Annotated in this window: 19 protein-coding genes; 9 read left to right on the top strand and 10 right to left on the bottom strand. The window is 65.1% G+C overall.

The window, feature by feature from the left end; genetic code table 11:
* Nucleotides 1–603: hypothetical protein (locus AO501_RS33880; RefSeq protein WP_197420015.1), on the top strand; the 603-nt coding region annotated here is incomplete at its 5' end.
* A 98-nt stretch (nt 604–701) separates the two neighbouring features.
* Here AO501_RS33880 and AO501_RS33875 read toward each other — a convergent pair.
* Entirely contained in the window at nt 702–1,547 is an 846-nt protein-coding gene (locus AO501_RS33875; protein ID WP_082659017.1) for a CDP-diacylglycerol diphosphatase, read from the bottom strand.
* 155 nt (nt 1,548–1,702) lie between these two features.
* On the opposite strand from AO501_RS33875, the gene AO501_RS33870 reads away from it, so the two are divergent.
* Nucleotides 1,703–4,450, top strand: coding sequence for a glycoside hydrolase family 2 protein (locus tag AO501_RS33870; RefSeq protein WP_082659016.1), 2,748 nt, complete (start codon nt 1,703–1,705; stop codon nt 4,448–4,450).
* A gap of 13 nt (nt 4,451–4,463) precedes the next feature.
* Here the strand turns inward: AO501_RS33870 and AO501_RS33865 are convergent, their stop codons facing one another.
* The gene (locus AO501_RS33865) at nt 4,464–5,681 is read right to left on the bottom strand and encodes an N-acetylmuramoyl-L-alanine amidase (protein WP_371934950.1); all 1,218 of its coding nucleotides are present in this window, start codon (nt 5,679–5,681) and stop codon (nt 4,464–4,466) included.
* A gap of 972 nt (nt 5,682–6,653) precedes the next feature.
* Between AO501_RS33865 and AO501_RS33860 the strand changes: the two genes are divergently transcribed.
* Nucleotides 6,654–6,977 carry a hypothetical protein gene (locus tag AO501_RS33860; RefSeq protein ID WP_055581933.1) on the top strand — a complete coding sequence of 108 codons (324 nt, stop codon included), beginning with the start codon at nt 6,654–6,656 and terminating at the stop codon, nt 6,975–6,977.
* A 136-nt stretch (nt 6,978–7,113) separates the two neighbouring features.
* Here the strand turns inward: AO501_RS33860 and AO501_RS33855 are convergent, their stop codons facing one another.
* The 4 genes from AO501_RS33855 to AO501_RS33840 all read right to left on the bottom strand — a co-directional run bounded on the left by AO501_RS33855 (nt 7,114) and on the right by AO501_RS33840 (nt 10,902).
* Complete coding sequence (locus AO501_RS33855) at nt 7,114–8,286, bottom strand: hypothetical protein (RefSeq protein WP_231752714.1); 1,173 nt, start codon at nt 8,284–8,286, stop codon at nt 7,114–7,116.
* Nucleotides 8,286–8,945, bottom strand: a complete 660-nt coding sequence (locus AO501_RS33850; protein ID WP_055581932.1) for a hypothetical protein — start codon at nt 8,943–8,945, stop codon at nt 8,286–8,288. The genes AO501_RS33855 and AO501_RS33850 overlap by 1 nt, the downstream gene beginning before the upstream one ends.
* Nucleotides 8,946–9,425: 480 nt before the next feature.
* Nucleotides 9,426–10,355, bottom strand: coding sequence for a DUF389 domain-containing protein (locus AO501_RS33845; RefSeq protein ID WP_055581931.1), 930 nt, complete (start codon nt 10,353–10,355; stop codon nt 9,426–9,428).
* 58 nt (nt 10,356–10,413) lie between these two features.
* Nucleotides 10,414–10,902, bottom strand: a complete 489-nt coding sequence (locus tag AO501_RS33840; RefSeq protein ID WP_055581930.1) for a glutathione peroxidase — start codon at nt 10,900–10,902, stop codon at nt 10,414–10,416.
* A 78-nt stretch (nt 10,903–10,980) separates the two neighbouring features.
* Here AO501_RS33840 and AO501_RS33835 point away from each other — a divergent pair, with 78 nt between their 5' ends.
* The gene (locus tag AO501_RS33835; RefSeq protein WP_055581929.1) at nt 10,981–11,376 is read left to right on the top strand and encodes a VOC family protein; all 396 of its coding nucleotides are present in this window, start codon (nt 10,981–10,983) and stop codon (nt 11,374–11,376) included.
* Here the strand turns inward: AO501_RS33835 and AO501_RS33830 are convergent.
* A complete protein-coding gene (locus AO501_RS33830; protein WP_055581928.1) occupies nt 11,355–12,026 on the bottom strand; it encodes an AraC family transcriptional regulator in 672 nt (223 codons plus the stop codon). The two genes, AO501_RS33835 and AO501_RS33830, sit on opposite strands and share 22 nt — an antisense overlap.
* A 387-nt stretch (nt 12,027–12,413) precedes the next feature.
* Between AO501_RS33830 and AO501_RS33825 the strand changes: the two genes are divergently transcribed.
* On the top strand, nt 12,414–12,767 hold the full coding sequence (locus AO501_RS33825; protein WP_411580066.1) for a DUF2599 domain-containing protein: 354 nt from the start codon (nt 12,414–12,416) through the stop codon (nt 12,765–12,767).
* A gap of 4 nt (nt 12,768–12,771) precedes the next feature.
* On the opposite strand, the gene mddA is transcribed toward AO501_RS33825, so the two are convergent.
* The gene (gene mddA / locus AO501_RS33820; protein WP_231752713.1) at nt 12,772–13,482 is read right to left on the bottom strand and encodes a methanethiol S-methyltransferase; all 711 of its coding nucleotides are present in this window, start codon (nt 13,480–13,482) and stop codon (nt 12,772–12,774) included.
* A 125-nt stretch (nt 13,483–13,607) separates the two neighbouring features.
* Nucleotides 13,608–14,981 (bottom strand): FAD-binding oxidoreductase, encoded by a 1,374-nt coding sequence (locus AO501_RS33815; RefSeq protein WP_055581927.1) that lies wholly within the window; start codon nt 14,979–14,981, stop codon nt 13,608–13,610.
* Between the two features lie 155 nt (nt 14,982–15,136).
* Here AO501_RS33815 and AO501_RS40465 point away from each other — a divergent pair, with 155 nt between their 5' ends.
* Nucleotides 15,137–18,040, top strand: a complete 2,904-nt coding sequence (locus AO501_RS40465; protein ID WP_055581926.1) for an ATP-binding protein — start codon at nt 15,137–15,139, stop codon at nt 18,038–18,040.
* A 3-nt stretch (nt 18,041–18,043) separates the two neighbouring features.
* On the opposite strand, the gene AO501_RS33805 is transcribed toward AO501_RS40465, so the two are convergent.
* Nucleotides 18,044–18,313 (bottom strand): DUF4242 domain-containing protein, encoded by a 270-nt coding sequence (locus AO501_RS33805; protein ID WP_055581925.1) that lies wholly within the window; start codon nt 18,311–18,313, stop codon nt 18,044–18,046.
* A 106-nt stretch (nt 18,314–18,419) separates the two neighbouring features.
* Here AO501_RS33805 and AO501_RS33800 point away from each other — a divergent pair, with 106 nt between their 5' ends.
* The 3 genes from AO501_RS33800 (at nt 18,420) to AO501_RS33790 (ending at nt 22,588) form a co-directional block, all read left to right on the top strand.
* Complete coding sequence (locus AO501_RS33800; protein ID WP_055581924.1) at nt 18,420–19,328, top strand: TPM domain-containing protein; 909 nt, start codon at nt 18,420–18,422, stop codon at nt 19,326–19,328.
* A gap of 261 nt (nt 19,329–19,589) precedes the next feature.
* Nucleotides 19,590–20,813, top strand: coding sequence for a cation:proton antiporter (locus tag AO501_RS33795; protein ID WP_231752712.1), 1,224 nt, complete (start codon nt 19,590–19,592; stop codon nt 20,811–20,813).
* Between the two features lie 128 nt (nt 20,814–20,941).
* A complete protein-coding gene (locus AO501_RS33790; protein ID WP_197420014.1) occupies nt 20,942–22,588 on the top strand; it encodes an NAD(P)/FAD-dependent oxidoreductase in 1,647 nt (548 codons plus the stop codon).
* Nucleotides 22,589–22,639 lie beyond the last annotated feature (51 nt).

Raw genomic sequence — 22,639 nt, 5'->3', positions numbered from 1 at the left:
GGTGGGGCCGGGGGGACAGGCGGGCTGTTCGGCGCCGGCGGCACCGGTGGCTCCGGGGGATCCGGCGGCAACACCGGCGGAGCCGGGGGCACCGGGGGTAACGCCGGCGCACTGTCCTTCGGCGCCGGTGGCGCCGGCGGCAGCGGTGGGGCCGGCACCCAGACCGGAGGGGCCGGCGGAACCGGCGGCAACGGCGGCCTCCTGTTCGGCTCAGGCGGCGCGGGCGGCAATGGCGGCCACGGTGGCGCGGGCGGAAGCACCACCCAGCAGGGCGGTGCCGGGGGCGCGGGCGGCAATGCCGGCCTGCTGTCCGGCTCGGGCGGCGCCGGCGGGGCCGGCGGGTCCGGCGCCAACGCCAACGGCAACGGCACCGGCGGCGCAGGCGGAAACGGCGGCAAATCCGGCGCAACCGGCAGCGGCGGTGACGGTGGGGCCGGCGGATTCGGCGCCACCACCGCGGGCAAGGGTGGAAACGGTGGCAACGCCGTGCTCATCGGCGACGGCGGCAACGGTGGCAATGCCGGCAAAGCCGGCGGCACGGCCGGCACCGGCGGCACCGGCGGGCTGCTGCTCGGCAACAACGGAAACAACGGCAAGGCGTAGCCGCCTCCGGTGCGGTGGCCACCCGAGGTGACTCACACCGGAAACCTCGGCGAGATCCGAAAACCCCTCGGACACAAGCCCTTAGCTGTTCCGCCTTGTCAGCCCCGCCAGATGAGGCCGTCGATCGCCTCGGTGCCGAAGTCCTTGCCGATCCGCAGTTCAGGATTGTGCTCGGGTTCCCCGGCATCGGGTTTGCCCTGCGTGCTCAGGATGTAGAAGCCCTTGTTCGGTGCCGCGGAGACGACCGCGATGGACTGCTGGAACATATCGTTTTGAGAGATGTTGTCCTTGACCAGTTTGAAGACGTTCGTGTCGAGGTCGTTGACCCGCACGATTCGGTACACATGGCCCATCACGACATACAGGCTCGTGTTCCACTTCGACAGGTCCGTCGGAATCCCCTTGAGGCCGTTCAGGTCGTTCCTGGCCTGGTGCTGAAGGCCGGTGAGATGGATGTGCAACTGATCCTGCTTGCGGCCGTGGAAAGAATTGATTCCCAACATGATGTCAACGCCCGGGAACCGCTTGACCGCCTCATCCCAGGCGGGCTTCCAGAGGTTGAAGGCCTTCGGGCCCCAGATCTCCGGGCACTCGACACCGGTGACGCGGGCCCTCGGTATCGCCAGTAGGTCGTGTTTGCCTTGTCCGCCGTCCTTCAGGGCCCATGAATCGTTGACGAAGATGTTGGGCGCCGGGTTGGCCGGCGGGGGATAGTGGTCTTTGACGGACTTCCAGAGTTCGAGTCTGGGTCCACTGTCGTTTGGGGATCCGCAGTTGTCAGGCGGGTGGAAACCCGGGTCGGCAAGAGCCGTCCATGATGAGGTCCCAGCGGGCGGGAGACCGACGCCGAAGAGGCATGCAGTGATGACGACAACCATCCCGAGCAAGCCTGAGGCAAGACCCGTACGTCTCTTGCCGATGCCGCTGACCATTGAATCCCCCATGGTGACTGCTCCTTGACCAGAATCAGAAGGCTTGCTGAACCAGCAATATAACTTTCCTCGACGTCTACCGGCCTCCCGCCGTCGCGCCGCTCTGTTGGCGTCGCCTGACGGTCGGCGGCATGATGAGCCGAATACACGTGTCGAGGAGCCGAGAAATGAAGGTCGCCGTCAAGATCTTCATCGTGCTGGCGCTGTCCTCCCTGTCATTGTGTGCGGCGGCGTACTCGCCAGTCGCGACTCACGTTCTGTCCGCTGCACCGGACCGTCTTGAGCTGTCGAACAATTGGACGCTGTCTCCCGCGAAGACGACCTCGATGAACGGCGACGTCCTGTCGGTGACCGACTACGACGCCACCGCCTGGTACAAAGTCGCGCGTATGCCGGCCACCGTGTTGGAGATACTGCGGGAGAACGGCGTCTACCCAGATCTGTACACCGGCAAGAACCTTCGAGACCACGTGCCGCAGGATCTCTATCGGCAGGATTGGTGGTACCGCACCGAGTTCACCGCACCACAGGGCCGAACGACCTACGTGTTGGGGTTCCCCGGCATCAACTACCGCGGCGAAATCTGGTTGAACGGACACCTGGTGGCCGACCGCACGCAAGTCGTCGGTATGTACGTGACGCATGAGCTGGACGTGACGCCGTGGCTTCGGCCTGGACAGACAAATGTTCTGGCGGTCAAGGTGACACCTGAGCGTGCTCTTCAGGACGTCGACGGTGTTGAGCTGGCGGACAGTTGGAACGACTGGATCAACTGGGACTACCTCGGCCTCCCTGCGCCCGATGGCGACCCCGACCGGCGCGGAACATCATTCGTTGCCGACCGCAATGCCGGTATCTGGAAGCCGGTGTACCTGAGATCGGTCGGCGACGTGGGAATCGGTGCTGCGACGGTCAATTCGGAACTTCCGCTGCCCCGCACCGACAATGCGCGGCTGACGATCCACACCGAGATCCACAACTACCACACACAATGGGAGCGCGGCATCCTCCGGGCCACGATCACCCGCCCCGACAGATCCACGGTGCACGTCGAACAGGTCGTCACCCTCGGACCCGGAGAGAATCGCCGAATCACCCTCACGCCAGATCAGTTCGCGCAGTTGAACCTGCAACATCCGGACCTGTGGTGGCCGTACACCATGGGGCGGCCCACCCTGCACGACGTTCGCTTGGAGTTCCGGATCGACAATCGGCCAAGCGATGTCAAAGAATTCCGGTTCGGCATTCGCACCGTCACCCAACATCGCGACGAAGGGTTCTCGGGCGACGGTGGAGACTTCTATCTGCAGGTCAACGGCAAGAACTTCCCGGTGCGCGGCGCCGCGTACACGCCCGATCTGCTGTTCCGGTACGACCCGGACCGGGAGACCGTGATCCTGCGATACGCACAGGATCTGGGTCTGAACATGTTGCGGCTCGAGGGCAAGATCGCCAGCGAACACCTCGTGGAAAAGGCCGACGAGCTCGGCATCCCGCTGATGGCCGGCTGGATGTGCTGCAACCAGTGGGAGAAATGGGAGCAGTGGGACCCCGAAGACGACCGTGTGGCGATGGCGAGCCTGCGCTCACAGATCCAGTCCTTCGAATCCCACGCATCGGCGTTCATCTGGGCGAACGGCAGCGACGGCTTGCCGCCGCCCAACATCCGCGCCCGATACCGGTCGATACTCGATGAGTTGCATTGGCAGAACGCCACTGTCGATACCGCCGCCATCCAGGCGCGCGACGGCGACGGCAATGCGCAATGGGATGGCATCGACATGGCGGGACCGTACACCTGGCGACCGCCCACCTTCTGGTTCAGCGGACGCTACGGTGCCACCTGGGGCTCCTCCGCCGAACAGGGCAGCAATGAACAGATCCCGCCGTTCGCCAGCCTGAGAAAATTCATCCCGCCCGACCAGCTGTGGCCGATCAACGATACGTGGTACTTCCATGCCGGTGCCCAGCCGAAGAACGCCGCGTTGCTCAGCGCGCAGCGGTCGATCGGTCTGCGCTACGGCCCATCCGACAGTGCCGAAGTGTTCGCCGCCAAAGCTCAGATGGCCCAATACGAATCTGCCCGTGCGCAATTCGAGTCGTTCGCGGCCACGGGATGGGACAGCCACAAGATGACCATCTACTGGATGCTGAACAGTCACTGGCCGTCCTTCTTCGGCCAGCTCTTCGATTACTACCTGCGCCCGGGCGGTGCCTACTTCGGCGCCAAGAAGGGGCTACGTCCTCTCTCTGCCGTATTCGATTCGTACGCCGGCGGCTACGGCAGCCCGGCACGCATCAGGGTCGTCAACCAGACTCAAAATGACGAATACGGCCTGCGCGTCCGCGTCCGTGTCTACGACCTGCAGGGAACACTGCAGGCCGATCGAATTTCGCAGCGCACCAACGTGTCTGCGGGTGGCGCCGCGGAAGCCATGACGCTACCCCGCGGGCTCGCCAACTCGCCCGTCTTCTTCGTCCGGTGTCAGTTGACCCGGGATTCCGGTGAGGTCGTTGCCGATAACGTCTATTGGCAATCCCAACAGCCGGACGACGTGGGGGATCCGGACAATGACCGGGCGTTCGACTCGATCCAGGCGAGCTGGGCGGACATGACAGCTTTGAACTACCTGCCGCGCGTGCCGCTCGAGATCGCGGCGCGGTCGACCGATCAGAGCGTGTCCATTCGGCTGCACAACCCCACGCCGAACCTAGCCTTCTTCGAACGTGCCGAGGTCTTGTCATCGCGCGACGGCGACGAGATCCTGCCGATCGAGTACGACGACAATTACGTGACGGTGTTTCCGGGGGAGACGGTCGAGATCCGGGCATCGATCCCGGAGCGGGATTCGTCGGCGAACTGGGTGCGGGTGACCGGACAGAACACGGCGCCGATCACCGTCGCCGTGTCATAGGGCCCACGCGTGGTCAAACCCGGCTGCGCGCAAGCGAAAATCGCTCAAGCTGCACAGGCGGCCCGTCTGCCGACGGCGGCGGCACCAGAGCGGCGACACCATCGATCACGCTCGAGACGGTGCGGCTCCGACGGTCGACGTTCAGGGTGCCGTGTTGGAAATTCTGCGCGGTCCACTCGGGTTCCTGGATTTCGGCGCTGGTCGGCAGCCCCAGCGCGCTGTGTTCGTAGCCCAGAGCGCCCCATGCGGCGTAGATGGAGCCGGTGACGGGCTGGGCTCCGGTGATCGGGGACCAGTACATCGCGCCCCTCTCGAAGATGACGTACCGCGCGCTTCCCGCCGCTTGCGATTCCGGTGACTTCGGTGCGCCCAGTGCGCTGTTCATGCCGCCCATCGTCTGCCACCGGTCATAGATGGCACTACCTTCCAGTGACTGCGCCAGGTCCGACGGGCTGGGGCGCTTGGTGAACTGCGCAGCGATGTCGCGAATCTGACCCATCAACACATAGCCGAGTTTGCCGGGGCAATCGGTGTCGCTGACGTCGCGGTGGGCGAAAATGCTCGGCAGGCTCACGGCGGTGGCGCGGGGCACTCGGGTGTAGGGTCCCCCGTCCGACGTCAACGTGGTGCTGCCTCGGGGATCGATGCCGTCCAAGGCGAGTCGCCACCCGAGTAATCGCCCGACAGTCCGCACCTGAACGGGCGTGGGACCCATCGCATCGAACTCACCGATCATGCACACCGCCCAGGTATTGCGATTGAACCCGCCGGTGTGGGTGCCCTGAACCGGCCTGGCCATCCCGCCGAATCGCCCCTCGAAGACCTGACCGTACTTGTCGACGAGTGCGTTGTAGGCAATGTCCGGCCAGCTCAGGGTGCGGGTGTGGTACGCGTAGATCGAGCGCACGATCGCCGCGGAATCCTGTGGTGCGTAGTCATTCACGGTCGCGGTGTGGTGCACGACGCCGGCCTTGATTCCGTTGTCATACACCGGTGGCCGGGTGCGAAGCGACTCCTCGGCGCCCCACTGCGCGCGGCTGATGATGTTGGGCGGCTGCCCGGGGACTTCGACCGCGGCAACCAGCACGGGGTCCGCCGCCGCTGTCGCAGGTTGTGCGAGTCCGGATACCAGGGTGCCCAGACCCAGCGCGATCGGCGTGGCCGCAACGTATCTGAGTACGTCACGACGTGAGACAGCGGGTTTCGCGGAGCACCCGCACCGATCCGGCACGGCAACAAGGTAACTCGCGTCGCGCATAATAGTGATGCGACCCGCCGCAGCGGAAGTCCTTTGAGCGCAGTCGATTCGCGGCGCTGCCGACTGGACTTCAGGCCGGAGGAGCGAGCAGTTTCGTTATCAGACCTTCGGTTGCGCTGAACGGCCGGCCGGCCACGGTGCGCAGTCCCCGGGAAAGCGGAAGGGTCAAATCCCCGGTCTTTGTGCTATAGCAAAGTTATGGGGTAAGCGCTGCGGCTCTCAGAGAGGACACCCGATCATGACCTTTTCACGACGCATTGTCTCTGTCGCCGTCCTCGCCGGGTGGTTAGCCGCCGGGTCGGCCGGTACCGCCTCGGCTGATCCGACGATGAGTGGCCACTACGTCTCGACGGTGACCTCGGCATCCGGTGAGACCACCACAAGCGACTGGTACTTCACCCCCTGCGGTGCGGGATGCGCATCGGTATCCAACACGCCGGGCGGCCCAGGCTTCGGGGAGGCGCGGTTGTTCAACGGGCAATGGACACTTGCCTGGCACTCTGACGCATTCTGTCCCTCGGGCACGGCGGTTCCCGGCGCGTACGCCAGCTACGCGACATGGGATCCGAACACCCTTTCAGGCAAGAACGAATCAGGCATTACCAGGCCCGTATGCGGATCAGACAAAGGGTTGCCGCGCGTAATTCAGCATTTAGAGCTCACGCAACTGGGATAGGACGGGACTCAACGTTTCAGCGTGCCTATTTGAATTCAAAAAGCCCGGTCGCGATCTCGTACGGCGAAACCGGTGACGGAAGCAATGGCGAGGTAGGTCCGCGCCTGATCTTTGGCGCCTGAGCAGCCCTTTTACGACAGACCTCGGTGGCGGCGGCGATCCAATTCTGACATTGCTAACCGAGGACACCAGAAATTCGCAAGAATGCCGCGATACCTTGCCAGGAAATCGCTGACATGCGATCTATACCGAAACGAAGGAGATGAAAAATGCAGCGAATCATTGCCGGAGCGATGCTCTCGGCGGCGCTCGCGTTGGGCAGCCTGGGTTTCGCCGCAGGCAGTGCACAGGCAGACCCGGGGACGGGCATCTGTAACCAGTTGGCGATGTGCAGCCGCATTTGGTGCCCCGGCAGCCCCCTGCCCATGCCGGACGTGGTCTGGGATATGAACACCTGCCACCACTACTACGGCGGGAGCCTCGGACACCCGGGAACCGAGGGCGGCATTCAAGTCGGTGCGCACATCCTCGAGGGAGACCCTTCGCCGGCGAACACCTGCGGCGGATCGCCCATCTGTCTGCCCGGTCTGTGAGAGCGCCTTGGGCACGAGTCGTCATCGACACCGTTGCCGGCGAACCATCGCTGATTAACCTGCACCACAACACCCTTCGCAGGCTTGCCGGAAGTTCCCGGTAGCCTGCGCCGTCAAGGGTGGCCGCAACGAATGCTCATCGGGGCGGCCACCCGAAGGCGTCCACACCCTCGTCGATCTGCTTGGGTGCGCGGTTGTCCACATCCGTCACCACCAAGTGTTTCCCGGAATCGACGTAGGCGAGGAGGTCCCCCGGTCCCCAGACGGGGCCGAAGCTATCGGCCGCCACGTTCCCGACGATCGTGCGGGCCACCGACGCGTGGGCATCCAGCACCTGGATGCTCTTGGACGATCCGTCGGCACTCGTCTGCGTGAACGCCGCGGCGCCGGAGGAAAGCGCCGCAACATCTCCGTACAACGCCTGCCCCTTGATGAGTGATGTCGGCGCCCCCGGCGGATTCGCGCCCGCTCCGCCGGGGGAGGCGATGGAGTAGATGCCGCCGTCGCGGAACGCGAACGGGATCCCTTCGAACATTTCACCGGTCGCGTTGCCATTTGCGAACCAGATCGACTGACCCGCAACGTCGTACGTCACGGAGAACGCGTTGGTGGCGCGCAGGACGGGCGTCGAGGTACCACCGACCGTCAGTACGTTGACGTCGACGGGGGACACGTCGCTGCGTCCGCCCGTCCAGGCGATGTGCTGGCCGTCGGGCGCCCAGGCATAGCTATCGTCGGCAAACATCCGCTGTCGGTGCGGTACGGCCTGACCGTTCTGGGCGTCCGCGACCAGCAGCAGGCCGCCCCCTTCGCCGGCCTCGAGGAAGGCGATCCGGTTCCCGGTGGGGGACCAGCGGGGGCGCACGACTCGCCTCTGCGCGTCGATGAATTCCGGGTCACTGAATTTCGGTGGAAGAGCCGCCGGGTCGACGAGTCGTCGCGGCGCGCCAACGGGTGTATGCGTCGGCGAAAGATCGAGTAGCCATAGCTCACCGCCATAGTCGGCGGGATCCGCCTTGCGGATGTATGCGACGTGCGCGAGGTCAGGTGATGGTGCCGGCTCGGTATCGGCCGGTCCATCGGTGAGCTTGCGGCCCGGCGTACCTACGGGGTCGCTGACGTAGAGCGAACCGGCCTTCGAGTAGAAGAGCGCGCTCTGCGGGCCGCGCGAAAGGCTCGGCGCCACAGGCTTCGGGGAAGGTCCGGGAGACGAAGTGCAACCGGCAATGGCCAGCGCCGCCGTTATCGCCGCGATCCAGCGTGCGGTGACGCGTACGCGGCATCGGGTGTATCCGGGATACCGGCTCATCATTGCGATCGTCTCTGGTAGGTCCCGTCGACGTACTCGTCGCAGTGGTCTTTGAAGCAGCAGTTCGAATAGTAGATTTCGGCGTCACCGTGCCACGCCGTGTACCTGCCGCCGGCGGCGGCGCAGTCGCTTTCGATCTGCGGCCCTCTGACCCAATTGAACAGGCCGGCCGGATACAGCTGACCTTCATACCTGACGTATGCCACGCCGAGGAAGTGCTCGGCGTTACGCGTCCACGCCAGGGCTCCGTCCCTGGGCTGCCAGTCGGCGCCTTCGCCGTGCGCGCAAGCGAAGAACCCCGCCTGTTTGCCGTCCGATCCCAGCACGGCAGTGGGTTCCGACGACTGCTTGCCGGGGCATGGTGTGGCAATCCAGGGGGGATTCTTCAGGCTCTGGGTGAAGGCGTCATACATTCCCGTGTAATCGCGGAACAGCGAATAGGTCGCAAACGTCGGGCCACCGGGCACCGAATTGTCACGGCACTCCACGGTGGCCAGTGCGCCCGGTGAACTGGCAGGTTTGCAGGAGCTGCTGCTGTAACCGGATGGCAGCATCCTCATCAGATCGGCCAACGGATCCGCGCCGGCCCGTGGAGCCGCGCCGAAGGCGGCCAGCACGATGCCGGCAGCACCAAACGTCGCGCGAAGCATGAAGGTCATATTCGACCCCTGGCGGTCGCCGCGACAGGGACTTTCTACCCTGACGCCCGCGGCTTAGTGCCCTACGCCGAGCAAAACCGCGGACTTAACTTCTGAGTCTGTGGAATTCTCGCGTGAGGAGCCTTCGATGATTTCGACAACTGTCGCCCGGTTGGCGCTTGCATCAGTCCTGCTCTGGCCGAGCGGCGTTGTCGTTGCCGGCACAGCGGCGGCCGAACCGCAGACAACGCCTTGCGTGAGCACGGGAGAGGGAAACGACCCGACTGACGTGTTTCCAGCCCCTGACTCACCGTCACCCAGCTGCGACAGCCAGAAGCAGGCCTGTATGTCAGCCGGTGTGCAGATAGGCATCTACGGGGAGCGTTATGTGCCGCCCGATGTGGTAGCGCAGTGTATGGCGGCATACCGGTCCTGCATTGCCAACCAATCGGGGGGATAAGGACGCGGGAGCCGTTGTCGCGCAGTGGATGCAGCGCTGCCTCAGCGGCGGTTGGCCCGGTGCCGGGAGCTGGTCTGAAGGTGGACCCAGAGCACCAGAACCCCCGCCAGCACGATCCCCGCAAGGTTCACTCCGAGCTGGATGGCGGACTGCTCGGCAACCTGCCAGTCGCCCACGGTGGCGGCGACCACCGCGAATCCGGCCGCCGGGACCGTGGTCACTGAGATGAAAACACCAACCAGCGCAGCGGATTTCGCGGAAACCAGGGAAAGCATGCCCGCCGCGCCGGCGAGCAGTGCTACCACGAACGACAGCGGTCCGACCTGAAAGATGAAGTCGACCTGGTTGAGCTGCCGTAGGGTTCCCAGCTTGATCCAGCCGATCGTCTCACCGCCCAACACGGCGATCGCCGTCACCAACATCGCGACCGGGAAACCCACCACCAGGGCCAGCACCGCCCGCCGGGCGAGGTAACCGCGGCGCCGCACGATGGAGACCGCGAGCGCGGCGAGCGGCCCGAACTCCGGGCCGACCACCATCGCACCGACGACCGTCACCGGCGAATCCGTCACAACACCGACTGCCGCGATGAGACAGGCCAGTGTCAGGAACGTCAGGAAGGTGGCGTTCAGGGTGGATTCCTCGCGCGACCTCTCGGCCAACTCGTCCCAGACGACCGCGTCGGCGGGATCGCCGTCGGCCTCGTTCTCGGCGCGGTATGCCGCGGTGGACACCACCGTGTCGACCACATCGAGGGTGATGGCGCCCCGCCGCTTGAGCCCGAGCGCTTTGAGCTCGTCGACGACGTCGTTGGCGCTTTCGCGTGCGATGTCGGCCGTGATCTCGTCGCCCGGCGGTTCCAGCGCGGCGTCGCGGTGCACGACGATATGGGTCACCCCCACCTCTCGGCGAAGGACTTCGAGCACCGAATCGGTGGACTCGGTCGGCGCGATCACCCGCAGATGGAGCATTCACCGCACATTAGCGGCAAACCTCACGGCGTAACCGGACCGCGTAAGGAATTACCGCCTATCGGGGCAGCACGGCCTCGATGGCGCTGATGACCTCGGGCGCGTCGGGTTCGGTGCGGGGACGGAACCGGTTGACCACCGAGCCGTCGGGAGCCACCAGGAACTTCTCGAAGTTCCACTGAATGTCGCCCGCTTTGCCGTCGGCGTCGACGGCCTTGGTCAGCTCGGTGTAGAGGGGGTGGCGGTCGTCGCCGTTGACATCGGTCTTGGCGAGCAGGGGGAACGTCACCCCGTAGGTCGTCGAGCGGAACGTCTGGATCTCTTCGGCCGTTCCCGGTTCCTGGCCCATGAACTGGTTGCACGGGACGCCGACGACGGTCAGGCCACGGTCGCCGTAGTCCTTGGCCAACCTTTCCAGCGCTTCGTACTGGGGTGTCAGTCCGCACTTGGAGGCCACGTTCACGACCAGCGTTGCGCCGTCGGACAATTCGGCCAGCGTCACCGGTTTGCCGTCGAGGGTGGTCAGGGCGATGTCTTTGAGGGTCACGCCGTCGACGCTAACACTGCGGCTGTTTGTCCGATTTGTTCATGACCGCCGCAGCGGCCGCGATCTAGCGTCACACCCATGGACAACCAGCTCATTTCTGCCGCGGTCGGGATCGTGGCCCGCGACCTGGCGCGCTCCCTGGACTTCTATCGCCTACTCGGTCTGGCGATTCCCGAGACGGATGCCCCGCACGTCGAAGTCGAACTGCCGGGTGGCAACCGCCTGCTGTTGGACACCGAGGAGACGATCGCGAGTTTCCACCCGGGCTGGCATGCCCCGACATCGCCGGGTCGAGCCACGCTGGCGTTCGGTCTTGGCACGCCCGCCGAGCTCGACATGTTGTTCAGCCGGCTCAGCGCTGCCGGTCACCCCGCAGTCGTGGAACCCTTCGACGCACCCTGGGGGCAACGGTATGCCACGGTCGCCGACCCGGACGGGATCTCGGTCGATCTTTACGCCCCGTTGCCGAGCTGACTGGCACTGATGCCGGCCAGCTCACGCACCTGCCGCGACATGTGCGACTGGTCGGCATACCCGGTCATGACGGCGGCATCAGCGGCAGACATCCCTGCGCCCAGCAGTCGTACTGCCCTGCGGAATCGCAGAATCCGCCGCAGCGTCGCCGGGCCGTAACCGTACACCGAGACACACTGTCGCTGCAGATTCCTTGCCGACCAACCGATTTCCGCAGCCACCGAGTGCACTGCGGCTCCGCTGCCCAGCCGTTCGGTGACACGGCGCAGCACGGCGAGTTGCCACGGTGCGGTCTCGCGGGAAGTCTCGTGCCGTAACAGGCGGGCGGTCAATGACATCAGCGGCACGCCACTGACGTTGGGGCACAACAATTCCAGGTCGACCCGTGCGTCGCGCACTTCGACGGCCGGGATCCCCAGCAGTCTCGGCAACGCACCCGGGCGAAACCGGATGCCCCTTGCGACAGCACAGCTTTGCTCGCTGATAAATGCCGCGGTGTCAGGACCGGCCACCAGAACCCGATCGTCCATTTCGATGAGGTCCATGCACCCGTCGGGAAGGACCCTCGCGCGCCGTGGCGAGTCGCTGACCCACGTGCACTCCACCAGGTCCCGCAGCGGTGCGGGCGCCGGCAACTCGCGGTAGCTCACCGCACCGAGTCTAATTCGCGGGCAAGACCCCCTGGCGCTGCGCCGACCGGAAGCCGGTGAGGATCAGTCGACGGACGTCCGCTCCACGTGGGGCTTCGCGTCAAGAACTTTCCAAGCGGTGCTGTCCAGACTCTGTCCATCGACACGTCCGACACGACAGCTGAGAGATCCATGACCGCCGCCACCGCATCCGCTGCGTCACACCGCGCCGCGCCTTGCGGCGAGCCGCGCCGTGTGCAACCGTCGGGCACTGGCCTACGGGACGGCGTGGTCATCTGGATGTTGTTGGCCCTCAGCATAATCGCTTTCTGCGGCTGCACCGGCATACAGCATCTCGGCGTCTTCGGAACCCTGGCGAAGGCGGCCCCGTCACCCGTCGTCCGGGCACTGGCGACGGCGGCGCACGTCGACCTGGCAGCGTCCGGTCAGGGCTACGTCGAGCGCGTCGAGTGGACCAGGGTCGGGGACACGGCCAGCTTGCGGGTGTACCCGACGGCCGCCGGCCGGCAGGCGTCGACCCGTCTGGTCGGGCCGGACCAGGCCTGGGGGGAAGTGCTCAGACTTGCACCGGACGCCGACAAGCCGGGAATGCGCTACCAATTCGTGTGTCATTGGCGTTTGGCCGAATTCGCCCAACCGGGCAAGGTCAGCTGGAACCTCGAACCGTGGCGGCCCTCGGTAGGCGCGGTCGCGATGATCACCTCACGCTGCAATCCTGGTGGAACCGAAGAGTCCGCCTGAACCGTCAGCGCCGCACGCACGGTAGCAACATCGGCACGCGTTCCTGGTAGCCGCGGTACTGCTCACCCATCTCCCGGACCAGGTCGCGCTCTTCGAACCGGACCGCGATCATGATGTAGACGGTGTTGGCCGCGGCGAACAGCAGATGCCCTGCCGTCATCGTCGGCGCGGCCCAGAACGCGATCAGGAATCCGAGCATCAGCGGATGGCGCACCAGCCGGTAGAGCAGCACGACGCGGAAGCCTTTCTGCACGAGGGGCTTTGACAGCAGGTTGTGCAACACCTGCCGGATGCCGAACAGCTCGAAGTGGTCGATCATGAACGTCGAAGCCAGCGCAATCAGCCACCCGAGTGCACCGGCCGCATACATCGCTGTCCGAGCCGGCGCGGAATCCAGCTGCCAGATGGTGATGTCTATCGAACGCCACTGCCAGAACATCAGCACGAAAGTCGCGTTGGACACCAGGACGTAGGTGCTGCGTTCGATCGGCGCGGGCACGAATCGGGTCCACCACCGCTTGAAAGCGGGCCGGGCCATCACGCTGTGCTGCAGCGCGAACAACAGCAGCAGGCCGAGGTCGATCGCCACGGCCTGCCCGACCGGCGCGGCGATGGCGTGGTCGACGCTGCGGGGCACGGCGACGTCGACCACGAAACCGACCAGATACAAGAAGACGCCGAAGAACACCAGGTAATTGAGACCGCCGTAGAGCAACGCTAGTACGCGGAGGAACCTCGCATCGGTCGCAGTAGGGGTCCCGGCATGGTGGAGCACCGGGCACCCTATGCCTGTATTGTCGTTGCTGACACAGTATTTCGGTGTGTTGGTCATGGTCGCGGTCACCTCGCAGGCACGATGTTCTGGTTGATACGGAAGATGTTCTGCGGGTCGAACTCCGCCTTGATCTCGGTGAGTCGGCGGTAGTTCGGCCCGTAGGTGGCGCGGACGCGTTCTTGACCTTCGTCCATCATGAAGTTGATGTAGGCGCCGCCCGCCGAATACGGATGAGTGGCCGCCCAGTAGTCGGCCGTAAACCGCCGCAGCGCAGGGCCGTTGGCCGGGTCAGGGTCCACACCGACGATGACTTGCGAGAAGTTCACGTCACGGTAGGACCACGCGGTCTCGGTCTGCCCGACCCGGTGCACCGCCCCGTCGATCGGATAGAGGTGCATCGCGGAGTGCATCGTCGGCAGTTCCTCGACGAAGCGGGCGTGCGCCCGCACCGCGCCGTCGTCGATCGTCCGGAAGAAGTCACCGCGCCAGTACCACTGCAGCCCTTTGGGATACAACCCGTCGAAGGTCGACTGCAGCGCCGGGTACGGCGCCGCACCGATGCCGTCGAAGGCCGGTTTCATCTGCCGAACAGGTGCGAAGACCTCGTCGGCTCGCGACGGGTCGCCGGTGTAGCACCAGACCACGGAGCAGGCCTTCTGCAAGTAAAACTCCGCCGGAAAGGGATCTCCCGGCGGCACCGTCATCGTCGCGAAGAAGCCGTAGAGGTCCTCATCCTGAGCCGGAATGAAGTCGCGAAACCAGGAGAGGATGTCGGCGGTGGCGGCGCCCGGCCACGCCGTGGGCCCACAGATGACCGACTGGACGGGATGCAGCCGGAACGTGAACGAGGTGACCACGCCGAAGTTTCCGCCGCCGCCGCGCAGCGCCCAGAAGAGGTCGGGGTGATCGGACTCGGAGGCGACCACCACCCGCCCGTCGGCCAGCACCACCTCGGCTTCCAGCAGATTGTCGATGGTCAGGCCGTACTTGCGTGACATGTAGCCGTGGCCCCCGCCCAGGGTCAGCCCCCCGACACCGGTGCTGGCGATCACGCCGGACGGTGTGGCCAATCCGAAGGCGTGGGTGGCGGAGTCCACCTGGCCCCATGTGGCTCCACCCTGCACCCGGACGGTGCGTGCGTCGGCGTTCACGTCGATCCGGGCCATCGGCGACAGGTCGATGACGATGCCGCCGTCGACGGTGCCGAACCCGGGACCGCTGTGACCGCCCCCGCGCACCGCGACGGCCAGGCCCGTCGTCCGCGCGAACGCCAGTGACGCGGTCACGTCGTCGACGGACCCGCATCGGGCGATCATCGCGGGCCGTCTGTCGATCATCGCGTTGTACAGAGCGCGGGCATCGTCGTACTCCGCGTCGTGCGGCAGAATCACGCTCCCGCCCAGCAGATTCGGCTGGCCGACCGCACTTGCAGTGGACATGTCGTCACCTTCCGGCAAGTTCTGGAATCGATGCGGTGACGCTACGTCGCGCCGGCGCCACCCGTCATGACCACAACGAAGCATTTCGCTTGCCGTCCAGCAATGGTCATATCTGACTATCGACGGCGCGACCGCGGTGCCGTTACCTTGGGCAGATGGCGCAGTGGGTGCCGCCACCGCTTCCGGCCGAAGTCGTCGTACGTCGCCGTGGGTCTTTCGTGGGCCGCGCCGGTGAACTGGCCGCGCTGGAGCAGGCCTGGGAGTTGGTCGAAAAGGGGGACCGCCAGGCGATTTTCGTGGGCGGGGAACCGGGTGCAGGCAAGTCACGTCTGGTCGCCGCCATCGCCGGATCCCTGGCCGATCACGGAGTCGCGGTCCTGATGGGCAGTTGCACCGCCGATGCCGGCGTTCCGTACGAACCGTTCGTTGAGGCGCTCGACCGGCTGCTGTCGTCAAATCCTGCCGGAGCGTTCGCCGAAACGCTGGCCGAGGCGGGACCGCAGTTGAGCCGGTTGTCTTCTCATGTGCAGCGGCACAGTGCGGACACGGCCGTCACCCAACATGCAGGCACCGGCCGGCGGGTGCTACTCGATGCGCTGACCGGATTCCTTCGCCGGTTGACCAGAGACCGCCCGATCGCGCTGATGCTCGAAGACCTGCACTGGGCGCAGCTCCCGACGCTGGCGATGTTGGAGCATGTGCTGGCCGGCTGCGCCGACGTTCGCATGCTGGTGGTGGCGACGTTTCGCACCACAGCACCGGACCGCTCCGACGAACTGGTCACCCGGATGGCCGAAATGCACCGCTTCGACGGCGTGCGACGACTGGACCTGGACGGCCTCGACACCGACGCGATCGCTGAATTCGTCTGCAGCACCCAGCGATTGGCCCGCTCGGAGCTGCGGACCGCGGCGGCTCTGTTACGCGACAAAACCGGTGGCAACCCGTTCTTTCTGACCGAACTGTGCAAAGACCTGGAGCGGCGCGGCGGGGTGGCCGCGCTGAGCTCGCACCGATCCGTTCCCAGCTCGATCGGTGACGCCATCGCCGGCCGGCTGGCCGGTCTTGGAGCCAGCGTGCGGGAGATCGTCGAACAGGCCGCGGTGCTCGGTGAGACATTCGACCTGCCTGCGCTCATCGCCGGCAGTGAGGCCGATCTGGCGGTGACGCTGGCAGCCGTCGATTCGGCCGAGGGCGTCGGCCTGATCAGGGCGGTGCAGGGATCCGACGTCGACTTCTCGTTCGTGCATGCGCTGACCCGAGAGGCCGTGGTCGCCAGGATGGCGGCGTCGCGGCTGCGAATACTGCATGCCCGAGCGGCGAAGGCCCTGGAGGGGCGGGCCGATCCCTCGGTCATCCCGCGCCTGGCCAATCATTATCTGTTGGCCCACGTGCTCGGTTACCACGAGCAGGCCCTGCGGTACGCGCAGGAGGCGGCCCGGATCGCCGAGCACAGTCTGGCCTATGAGGACGCGGCGACATGGTACGAGCGGGCCGCATCGCTACCCGAGCTCAGCCGCGCGGAGCGGGCCGGTATGCAGCTCAGTTCCGCTGCGAATCACGTTCGCGCCGGGGACTTCGCGCGCGCTCGCGGCATGTACGAGAACATCAATGCTTCCGACGACCCGCTGGTGCGCCTGCAGGCTGCCATCGGCTACGAAGATGCCAATTGGCGTCCCGGGCTGGCAGATTCCAAAGCCGCCGATCTGCTGGCCGCGGCCCTGGAGACGTGCGGTCTGGACGCCGCTGACCCGCGCTATGTGCGGGCGCTGGGCAGCTTCGGCCGGGCACTGGCGTTCGCCGGTGAGACGGCGCGTGCCAGGGACGTCAGCAGCCTGGCCATCGACCGGGCGCGGGCGGGCGAAGACCCGGCGGTGCTCGTGCATGCTCTGGAGACAAGTCTGTGGCACGGTCTGACGCCGGATATGTGTGAGCACCAACTGGATCGGTCCACTGAACTGTCGCGGGTGGCGCTCGCCCGGCGGGACTACGAGGCCCTGGGCTCTGCGTCACACTTCCGGGCGCTGGCCAGTTATCAAGCGGGACGGCCGGACGACTTGTCGGCGGCGACGGGGGACATGGAGCGCGCCGGCCTGACGTCAGGGCAACCCTTCTTCAGCTTCGTCGGCGCCTGCGCCCAGGGCGGGATGGCCTACCTGCGTGGCGATTTCGAGGATGCCGAGCGATGGGCGGAGATCGCCGTGCGCACCGGGGGACTGCTCGGCAGCGACACCACGGAAGGCTCTTACGGAGTCCAGATGTTCATGATCCGGCGCGAGACCGGTGCCCTCAGGAGATTCAGCGCATTCGTAGACGGCAGTGAGACTTTCGCCGGCCGCTGGTTGCCCGGGCTGCTGGCGCTCTATACCGAATTGGACTGCGAGCGGGGCATGAACCGCGCCCTCAATCAGCTACTCAGCCGCAACCTCGGGGAGCGGACCGAGGCGGCGCGGTGGCCGATGGAACTGATCTTCATGCTGGAGGCGGCGCTGGCGCTGGGCAACCGGGAAGCGGTTCATGCGCTACGCCCGTTCGTCACACGCTACGAAGGCAAGAACGTCATGGCGGGCCAGTTCGTCGCGTTGTTCGGCAGTGCGGACCGCTACCTCGCCCGTATCGCGGCTCTCAACGGCGAAACCGACACTGCTGAAGCGTATTTCACCTCTGCCCTGGAGATGGACCGGCGCATGGGCTCGGTGGTGCACGTCGCTGAGACGCTCGCCAGGCGGGCTCTGTTCGCGCTCGCGCACGGCAGTACCGAGCGGGCCCTGCAGTGGGCCGGGGAGGCCCGCGCCGTCGCCGCGCCGATCGGCCAGACTCGCGTCTTGAACCTCCTGGACCCCGTGATGACCGCCAACGGGCCGGACGGCCTGACGGAGCGGGAAGTCGAGGTGTTGCGGCTGCTGGCCGAGGGACTGAGCAACCGGGCGATCGGTGAACGTCTCTACATCAGCTCGAACACCGCCGCCAACCATGTGCGCAGCATCCTGCTCAAGACAGGCGCCGCCAACCGCACCCAGGCCGCCATGTACGCCGCCGATCACGAATTGCTGGGATAGCGATCAGATCTCAGCCATTCCTCCGGTCGGTAGGACCCGGCCCGAGACTTCGACGATCACATCCGCCGGAAGGCCGGCCCGCACTGCCGCGGACCTGATCGCCTCGGGCGTCGGCGCCTCATAGAGGCAGTACGTCTTGCGCTTGTCGGCGGACAGAAAGGAGTACAGCCAGCGGACGCCCTCCTGGTCGTTGATCCGCGCGATCCCGTCGGCCGGTACCAGGCTGGGCTCCAGCTCTTCGGCGTAATTTCGTTCGACCATGAATATCGGCATTGCGGTCTCCTTCGCGCATGGCGGTCGAACCCCCCCGCCACGGCTCCGATGAAACCGAAGCCGTGCTTTCTCAAGATAGCCGCTCGCGGCGGGCTAGATTACCCGCATGCGCATTGTTCGCCTGTTCGCAGTAGTCCTGTCGGTCCTCGCGGCGAGTTTGCTGCTGGCGACCCCCTCGGGCGCGCAGCCGCCGTCCAAGCTCACCGATCACATCACCGACACCACCGGGGCGCTGACGAATTCCGATCGGGCGGCGGTCAGTTCGGCTCTCGATCGGCTGTACCGCGACAAGCACATTCAACTGTGGGTGGTCTATGTCGACAATTTCTCCCGGTTCAAACCGGAAAACTGGGCCGACCGGACCCGCGAGGCGACCGGTATGGGGGGCAACGACGCGTTGCTGGCCGTGGCGACGAACACCAAGCTGTACGCGTTCAGCGCGCCGGGGGTCGCGGCAGGCCAATTGAGCAGTCTGCAGAGCACGCAGATCGGGCCCGCGGTGAGCGCCAAGAACTGGAGCGGCGCCGCGGTCGCCGCGGCCGATGGGCTGAACAGCACGACGACCTCATCCCAGGCCCCGTCGAAACGGATCTGGCCGCTGGTTGCCGTCGGCGTCGGCGTAGTCGTGCTGGTGGTGCTGCTTCTCCTGCTCTACCGCAGGCATCGCCGGCGGCGTGCCGGGCGGGGGATCGAAGCCGGCAGTGGTCAGGTGAATATCGAGGGACCCGTCAATTCGGCGGGTCCGGCGCTGTCGACCGCGGACGCCAGATTGCGACAGATCTCCGATTACGCCGCCAAACACCGTCAGCACATCGGCGCCGACGCCAAGGCGCGGTTCGAAGATGCGAAACGGCACCTGGCCACGGCACACGCCAAGGCGGCAACCAACGAGCGCGAAGCGGTTGCCCATGCCAACCAGGCATCGATTCTGGCCGCCCAGGCGCAGACGCTGGCCAATTCCGATGTGCTGGCTGCGCACCGGACCCGTGGACCCCGCGGCTCCGCATCCCGGTAGTGAGCGGTGGCACCACCCCACCCCTGCGGCGCGCCACCGAAGCGCGCAGCGTGATCGCTTACCGTAGCCTCAAGCGAGACGGCCCTACCCCGAAGAGCCGCACACCCGACTGAGCCTGGCTACGATCGTCGAAATAAGCACCTGGACACCGACATCCGCCTCGGCAGCCTGTCCACCGTGAAACCGAGGACCTGATTTATGCCCGCAGCAACCGCAGTTCACTTCTTCCTCGAACTCGCCGTCATCCTCGGTACGTGCCGGGTGGTGGGGCTGCTGGCAAAACGCATCGGTCAACCACAAGTCGTCGGCGAAATGATCGCGGGTGTCCTACTCGGGCCATCGCTGCTGGGAAAATTCGCTCCGGGAATACAACACCACCTGTTTCCTTCAGGGCAGGCGAATACCGTGCTGTACACCCTGGCGCAAATCGGTCTGGTGCTTTACATGTTCCTCATCGGCCTCAATTTCGATGTCAATCTGATCAAACACCGAGCGGGCACCGCGGTCGCCGTCTCTGCTGCCGGGATTCTCACACCGCTGGCTCTGGGCCCGGCCCTCGCGATGCCCTTGCTGGCGCAGGGAATCTATTTCGACAAAAGCGTCACCCTTGTCATGGCGATGATGTTCCTGGGCGCGTCTATCGCAACCACCGCTTTTCCCATGCTGGCCCGGATCATTTTCGAACAACGGCTGTCCGGCACGCCGTTGGGCACGCTCGCCTTGGCGTGTGGCGCGGCTGACGATGCTCTTTCCTGGTGCATCCTGGCGATAGTCCTCGCCGTCCACCGCGGTAATCCCGCGCTGGCCGCCACGGCGATAGTCGGCGGCATTCTTTACAGCGTGCTACTGCTCACCGCGGGGCGGCGGGCATTCAAGGTATTGGGCACGATTTCCGAACGGCGCAACACGATCACCGCACCAGTGCTGAGCACGGTCCTCATTCTGCTCATGACGTGCGCCTGGTTCACCGACACCATCGGTATCTACGCGATATTCGGCGGGTTCATCCTCGGCGTGGCAATGCCGTCGGGTTTCTTCGCCCGAGAACTCACCGCCCGTCTAGACCCACTGGTGACGACCTTCCTGTTGCCGCTGTTCTTCGTCTACTCGGGACTGAACACGCAGATCGGCCTGTTGAACAGTCCCATGCTGTGGGCGGTGACATTGGGGATTCTGATCGTGTCGATCCTCGGGAAAGGTGTCGCGTGCACGGGCGCGGCGCGCCTGAATAAGGTTCCCCTTCGCGAATCCGTAGCGCTCGGTTCGTTGATGAACGCCCGCGGATTGATCGAACTCATCCTGCTGAACATCGGACTTCAAGCAGGCATCATCACTCCGACGCTGTTCACCATTCTGGTCCTGGTCGCCATTGTCACCACCCTGATGGCCACACCGATATTCGAGTTCGTTTACGGTCGCCACCGAGTCGATGAACCCAGCGAGTTGCCCGAGCCCGCGACCGTGCCCGCCGACGGCTCCGCCTAGATCAGGTCCTGATGGAGGTCGGTTTCGGCCGCCCGGTGCCGCGACTGCGCGGCGAACCTGACCTCCATTTCGTGTAACCTACTTAACTATTAACTAACTTCGCCAAACGCACTTGCGAAGGGGGACGAGTGGACGTGCGAGCGCAGCTGTCGCATCTGAGCGCGGAGGCACGGGAGGCCCTCGCGCAAAAAATAAAAAGCCAGCTCTCCGGTGGTGAGCTCACCGCAGCGGACTACGACGTCGCGATCGTGGGGGGCGGCATCGCGGCGCTTACGCTGGCTCTGGAGCTCCACCGGGCCAGGCCTCAAACCAGACTGCTCGTCATCGAGGCCAACGCGCACCCGGCTCCGGAGATCACCCACACGGTCGGTGAGTCGACGGTCGAGATTTCCGCGCAGTACCTGCGCGACCGCCTCGGACTGGCCGACCATCTCAACACCGCACAGATTCGCAAGATGGGTCTGCGCATGTTCTTCACGCACAACGGAAACACCGATATCGCTCAGCGAATGGAACTCGGCAGTTCCTCGTTCACGCATCAGGTCACCTACCAAATCGACCGCGGCAGGCTGGAAAACGAGCTCAACCGACGCTGCGTGTCCGCCGGCATCACCGTTATCACAGGCCGGGTTCGATCCGTTGAATTGGGTTACGGAAGCCGTTCTCACACCATTTCCATCCAGAATGGCGACACCATCACCCACAAGACCGCTCGTTGGGTCGCTGACGCGTCGGGGCGAAATCGGGCATTGCCCCGGCAACTGGAGCTGAGGCGGCCCAACGAGCACAACTGCAACGCCGTGTGGCTGCGAGTCGCGGCGGAGATCGATATCGGTAAGTGGAGCGACGACCCGAGTTGGCAGGCGCGACTGATCGAAGGCGACCGGGCCATGTCGACCAATCATCTGATGGGGGAGGGCTACTGGGTCTGGCTCATCCGGCTGGCATCCGGAGCCACCAGCGTCGGCATTGTGGCAGACCCGGCATTTCATGCATTCAACGATTTCAATACGCTTGCCAAGGCGAAATCATGGTTGCGTGAGCACGAGCCGCAATGTGCCGCGGTGCTGGCCGATATCGATCACCTGATCAAAGACTTCAGAGTGATGAAGAACTACAGTCACGGTGCCAGCCAGGTATACGACGGACGCGACCGGTGGTGCGTCACCGGAGACTCGGGAATCTTCCTGGATCCGCTGTATTCATCCGGACTCGACCTTGTTGCAATCGGCAACGGTCTCATCACCGACATGATTGTCCGTGAACTCGACGGCGAAGATGTCGTCGGAAGGGCCGGAATCAGCGATTCGTTGTTTCGCTCCCTCACCGAGATGTGGCTGGCTATTTACTGCGACCAGTACATTCTGATGGGCTCACCTGCCGTCATGGCCGCGAAGGTGATCTGGGACATCGCCTTCTACTGGGGATTTTTGGGTCTTCTCTACAGCAACGACCGATTCGTCAGTGTCGCTGACGACCCCGGCGTAGTGCCCTATTTGGAGGGACTGATCGCGCTCAGCAACCGGATGCAACAATTCTTCCGGGAATGGGCCGCAATCGAGGGCGCGCGTCCCGCCGGGGGCTTCGTCGATCTCTACGCTCCGCTGAACTTCATGGTCACGTTGCACAAAGCCATGATGGGACGGGCTGCGGACTTCACCGCCCGGTTCGACGCGAACGCGCTGTTGCTGCGCCAGATAGCAGGCCAGTTGGTCGAGACAGTAGTTGCGGAAAAGTGCGAAAGGTTTTCCGGCTCTTCGCAGATGAGGGTGTAGGGGTGCTCGGCGCGTCGTTGTCGGGATAGGGGTCGAGGTCTTCCGAAGATG

The organism is Mycobacterium gordonae (genome assembly GCF_001417955.2).
GTDB classification, from domain to species: Bacteria; Actinomycetota; Actinomycetes; order Mycobacteriales; family Mycobacteriaceae; genus Mycobacterium; species Mycobacterium gordonae_B.
This window is presented reverse-complemented; position numbering and strand designations above follow the sequence as displayed.

Excerpts from the sequence above, each read along its gene's own strand:
- AO501_RS33860 (WP_055581933.1), top strand. The coding sequence starts at position 6,654 with ATGCAGCGAATCATTGCCGGAGCGATGCTCTCGGCGGCGCTCGCGTTG.
- AO501_RS40465 (WP_055581926.1), top strand. The coding sequence starts at position 15,137 with ATGGCGCAGTGGGTGCCGCCACCGCTTCCGGCCGAAGTCGTCGTACGT.
- AO501_RS33815 (WP_055581927.1), bottom strand. The coding sequence starts at position 14,981 with ATGTCCACTGCAAGTGCGGTCGGCCAGCCGAATCTGCTGGGCGGGAGC.
- AO501_RS33870 (WP_082659016.1), top strand. The coding sequence starts at position 1,703 with ATGAAGGTCGCCGTCAAGATCTTCATCGTGCTGGCGCTGTCCTCCCTG.
- AO501_RS33835 (WP_055581929.1), top strand. The coding sequence starts at position 10,981 with ATGGACAACCAGCTCATTTCTGCCGCGGTCGGGATCGTGGCCCGCGAC.
- AO501_RS33875 (WP_082659017.1), bottom strand. The coding sequence starts at position 1,547 with ATGGGGGATTCAATGGTCAGCGGCATCGGCAAGAGACGTACGGGTCTT.
- AO501_RS33845 (WP_055581931.1), bottom strand. The coding sequence starts at position 10,355 with ATGCTCCATCTGCGGGTGATCGCGCCGACCGAGTCCACCGATTCGGTG.
- AO501_RS33800 (WP_055581924.1), top strand. The coding sequence starts at position 18,420 with ATGCGCATTGTTCGCCTGTTCGCAGTAGTCCTGTCGGTCCTCGCGGCG.
- AO501_RS33855 (WP_231752714.1), bottom strand. The coding sequence starts at position 8,286 with ATGAGCCGGTATCCCGGATACACCCGATGCCGCGTACGCGTCACCGCA.
- AO501_RS33805 (WP_055581925.1), bottom strand. The coding sequence starts at position 18,313 with ATGCCGATATTCATGGTCGAACGAAATTACGCCGAAGAGCTGGAGCCC.
- AO501_RS33850 (WP_055581932.1), bottom strand. The coding sequence starts at position 8,945 with ATGACCTTCATGCTTCGCGCGACGTTTGGTGCTGCCGGCATCGTGCTG.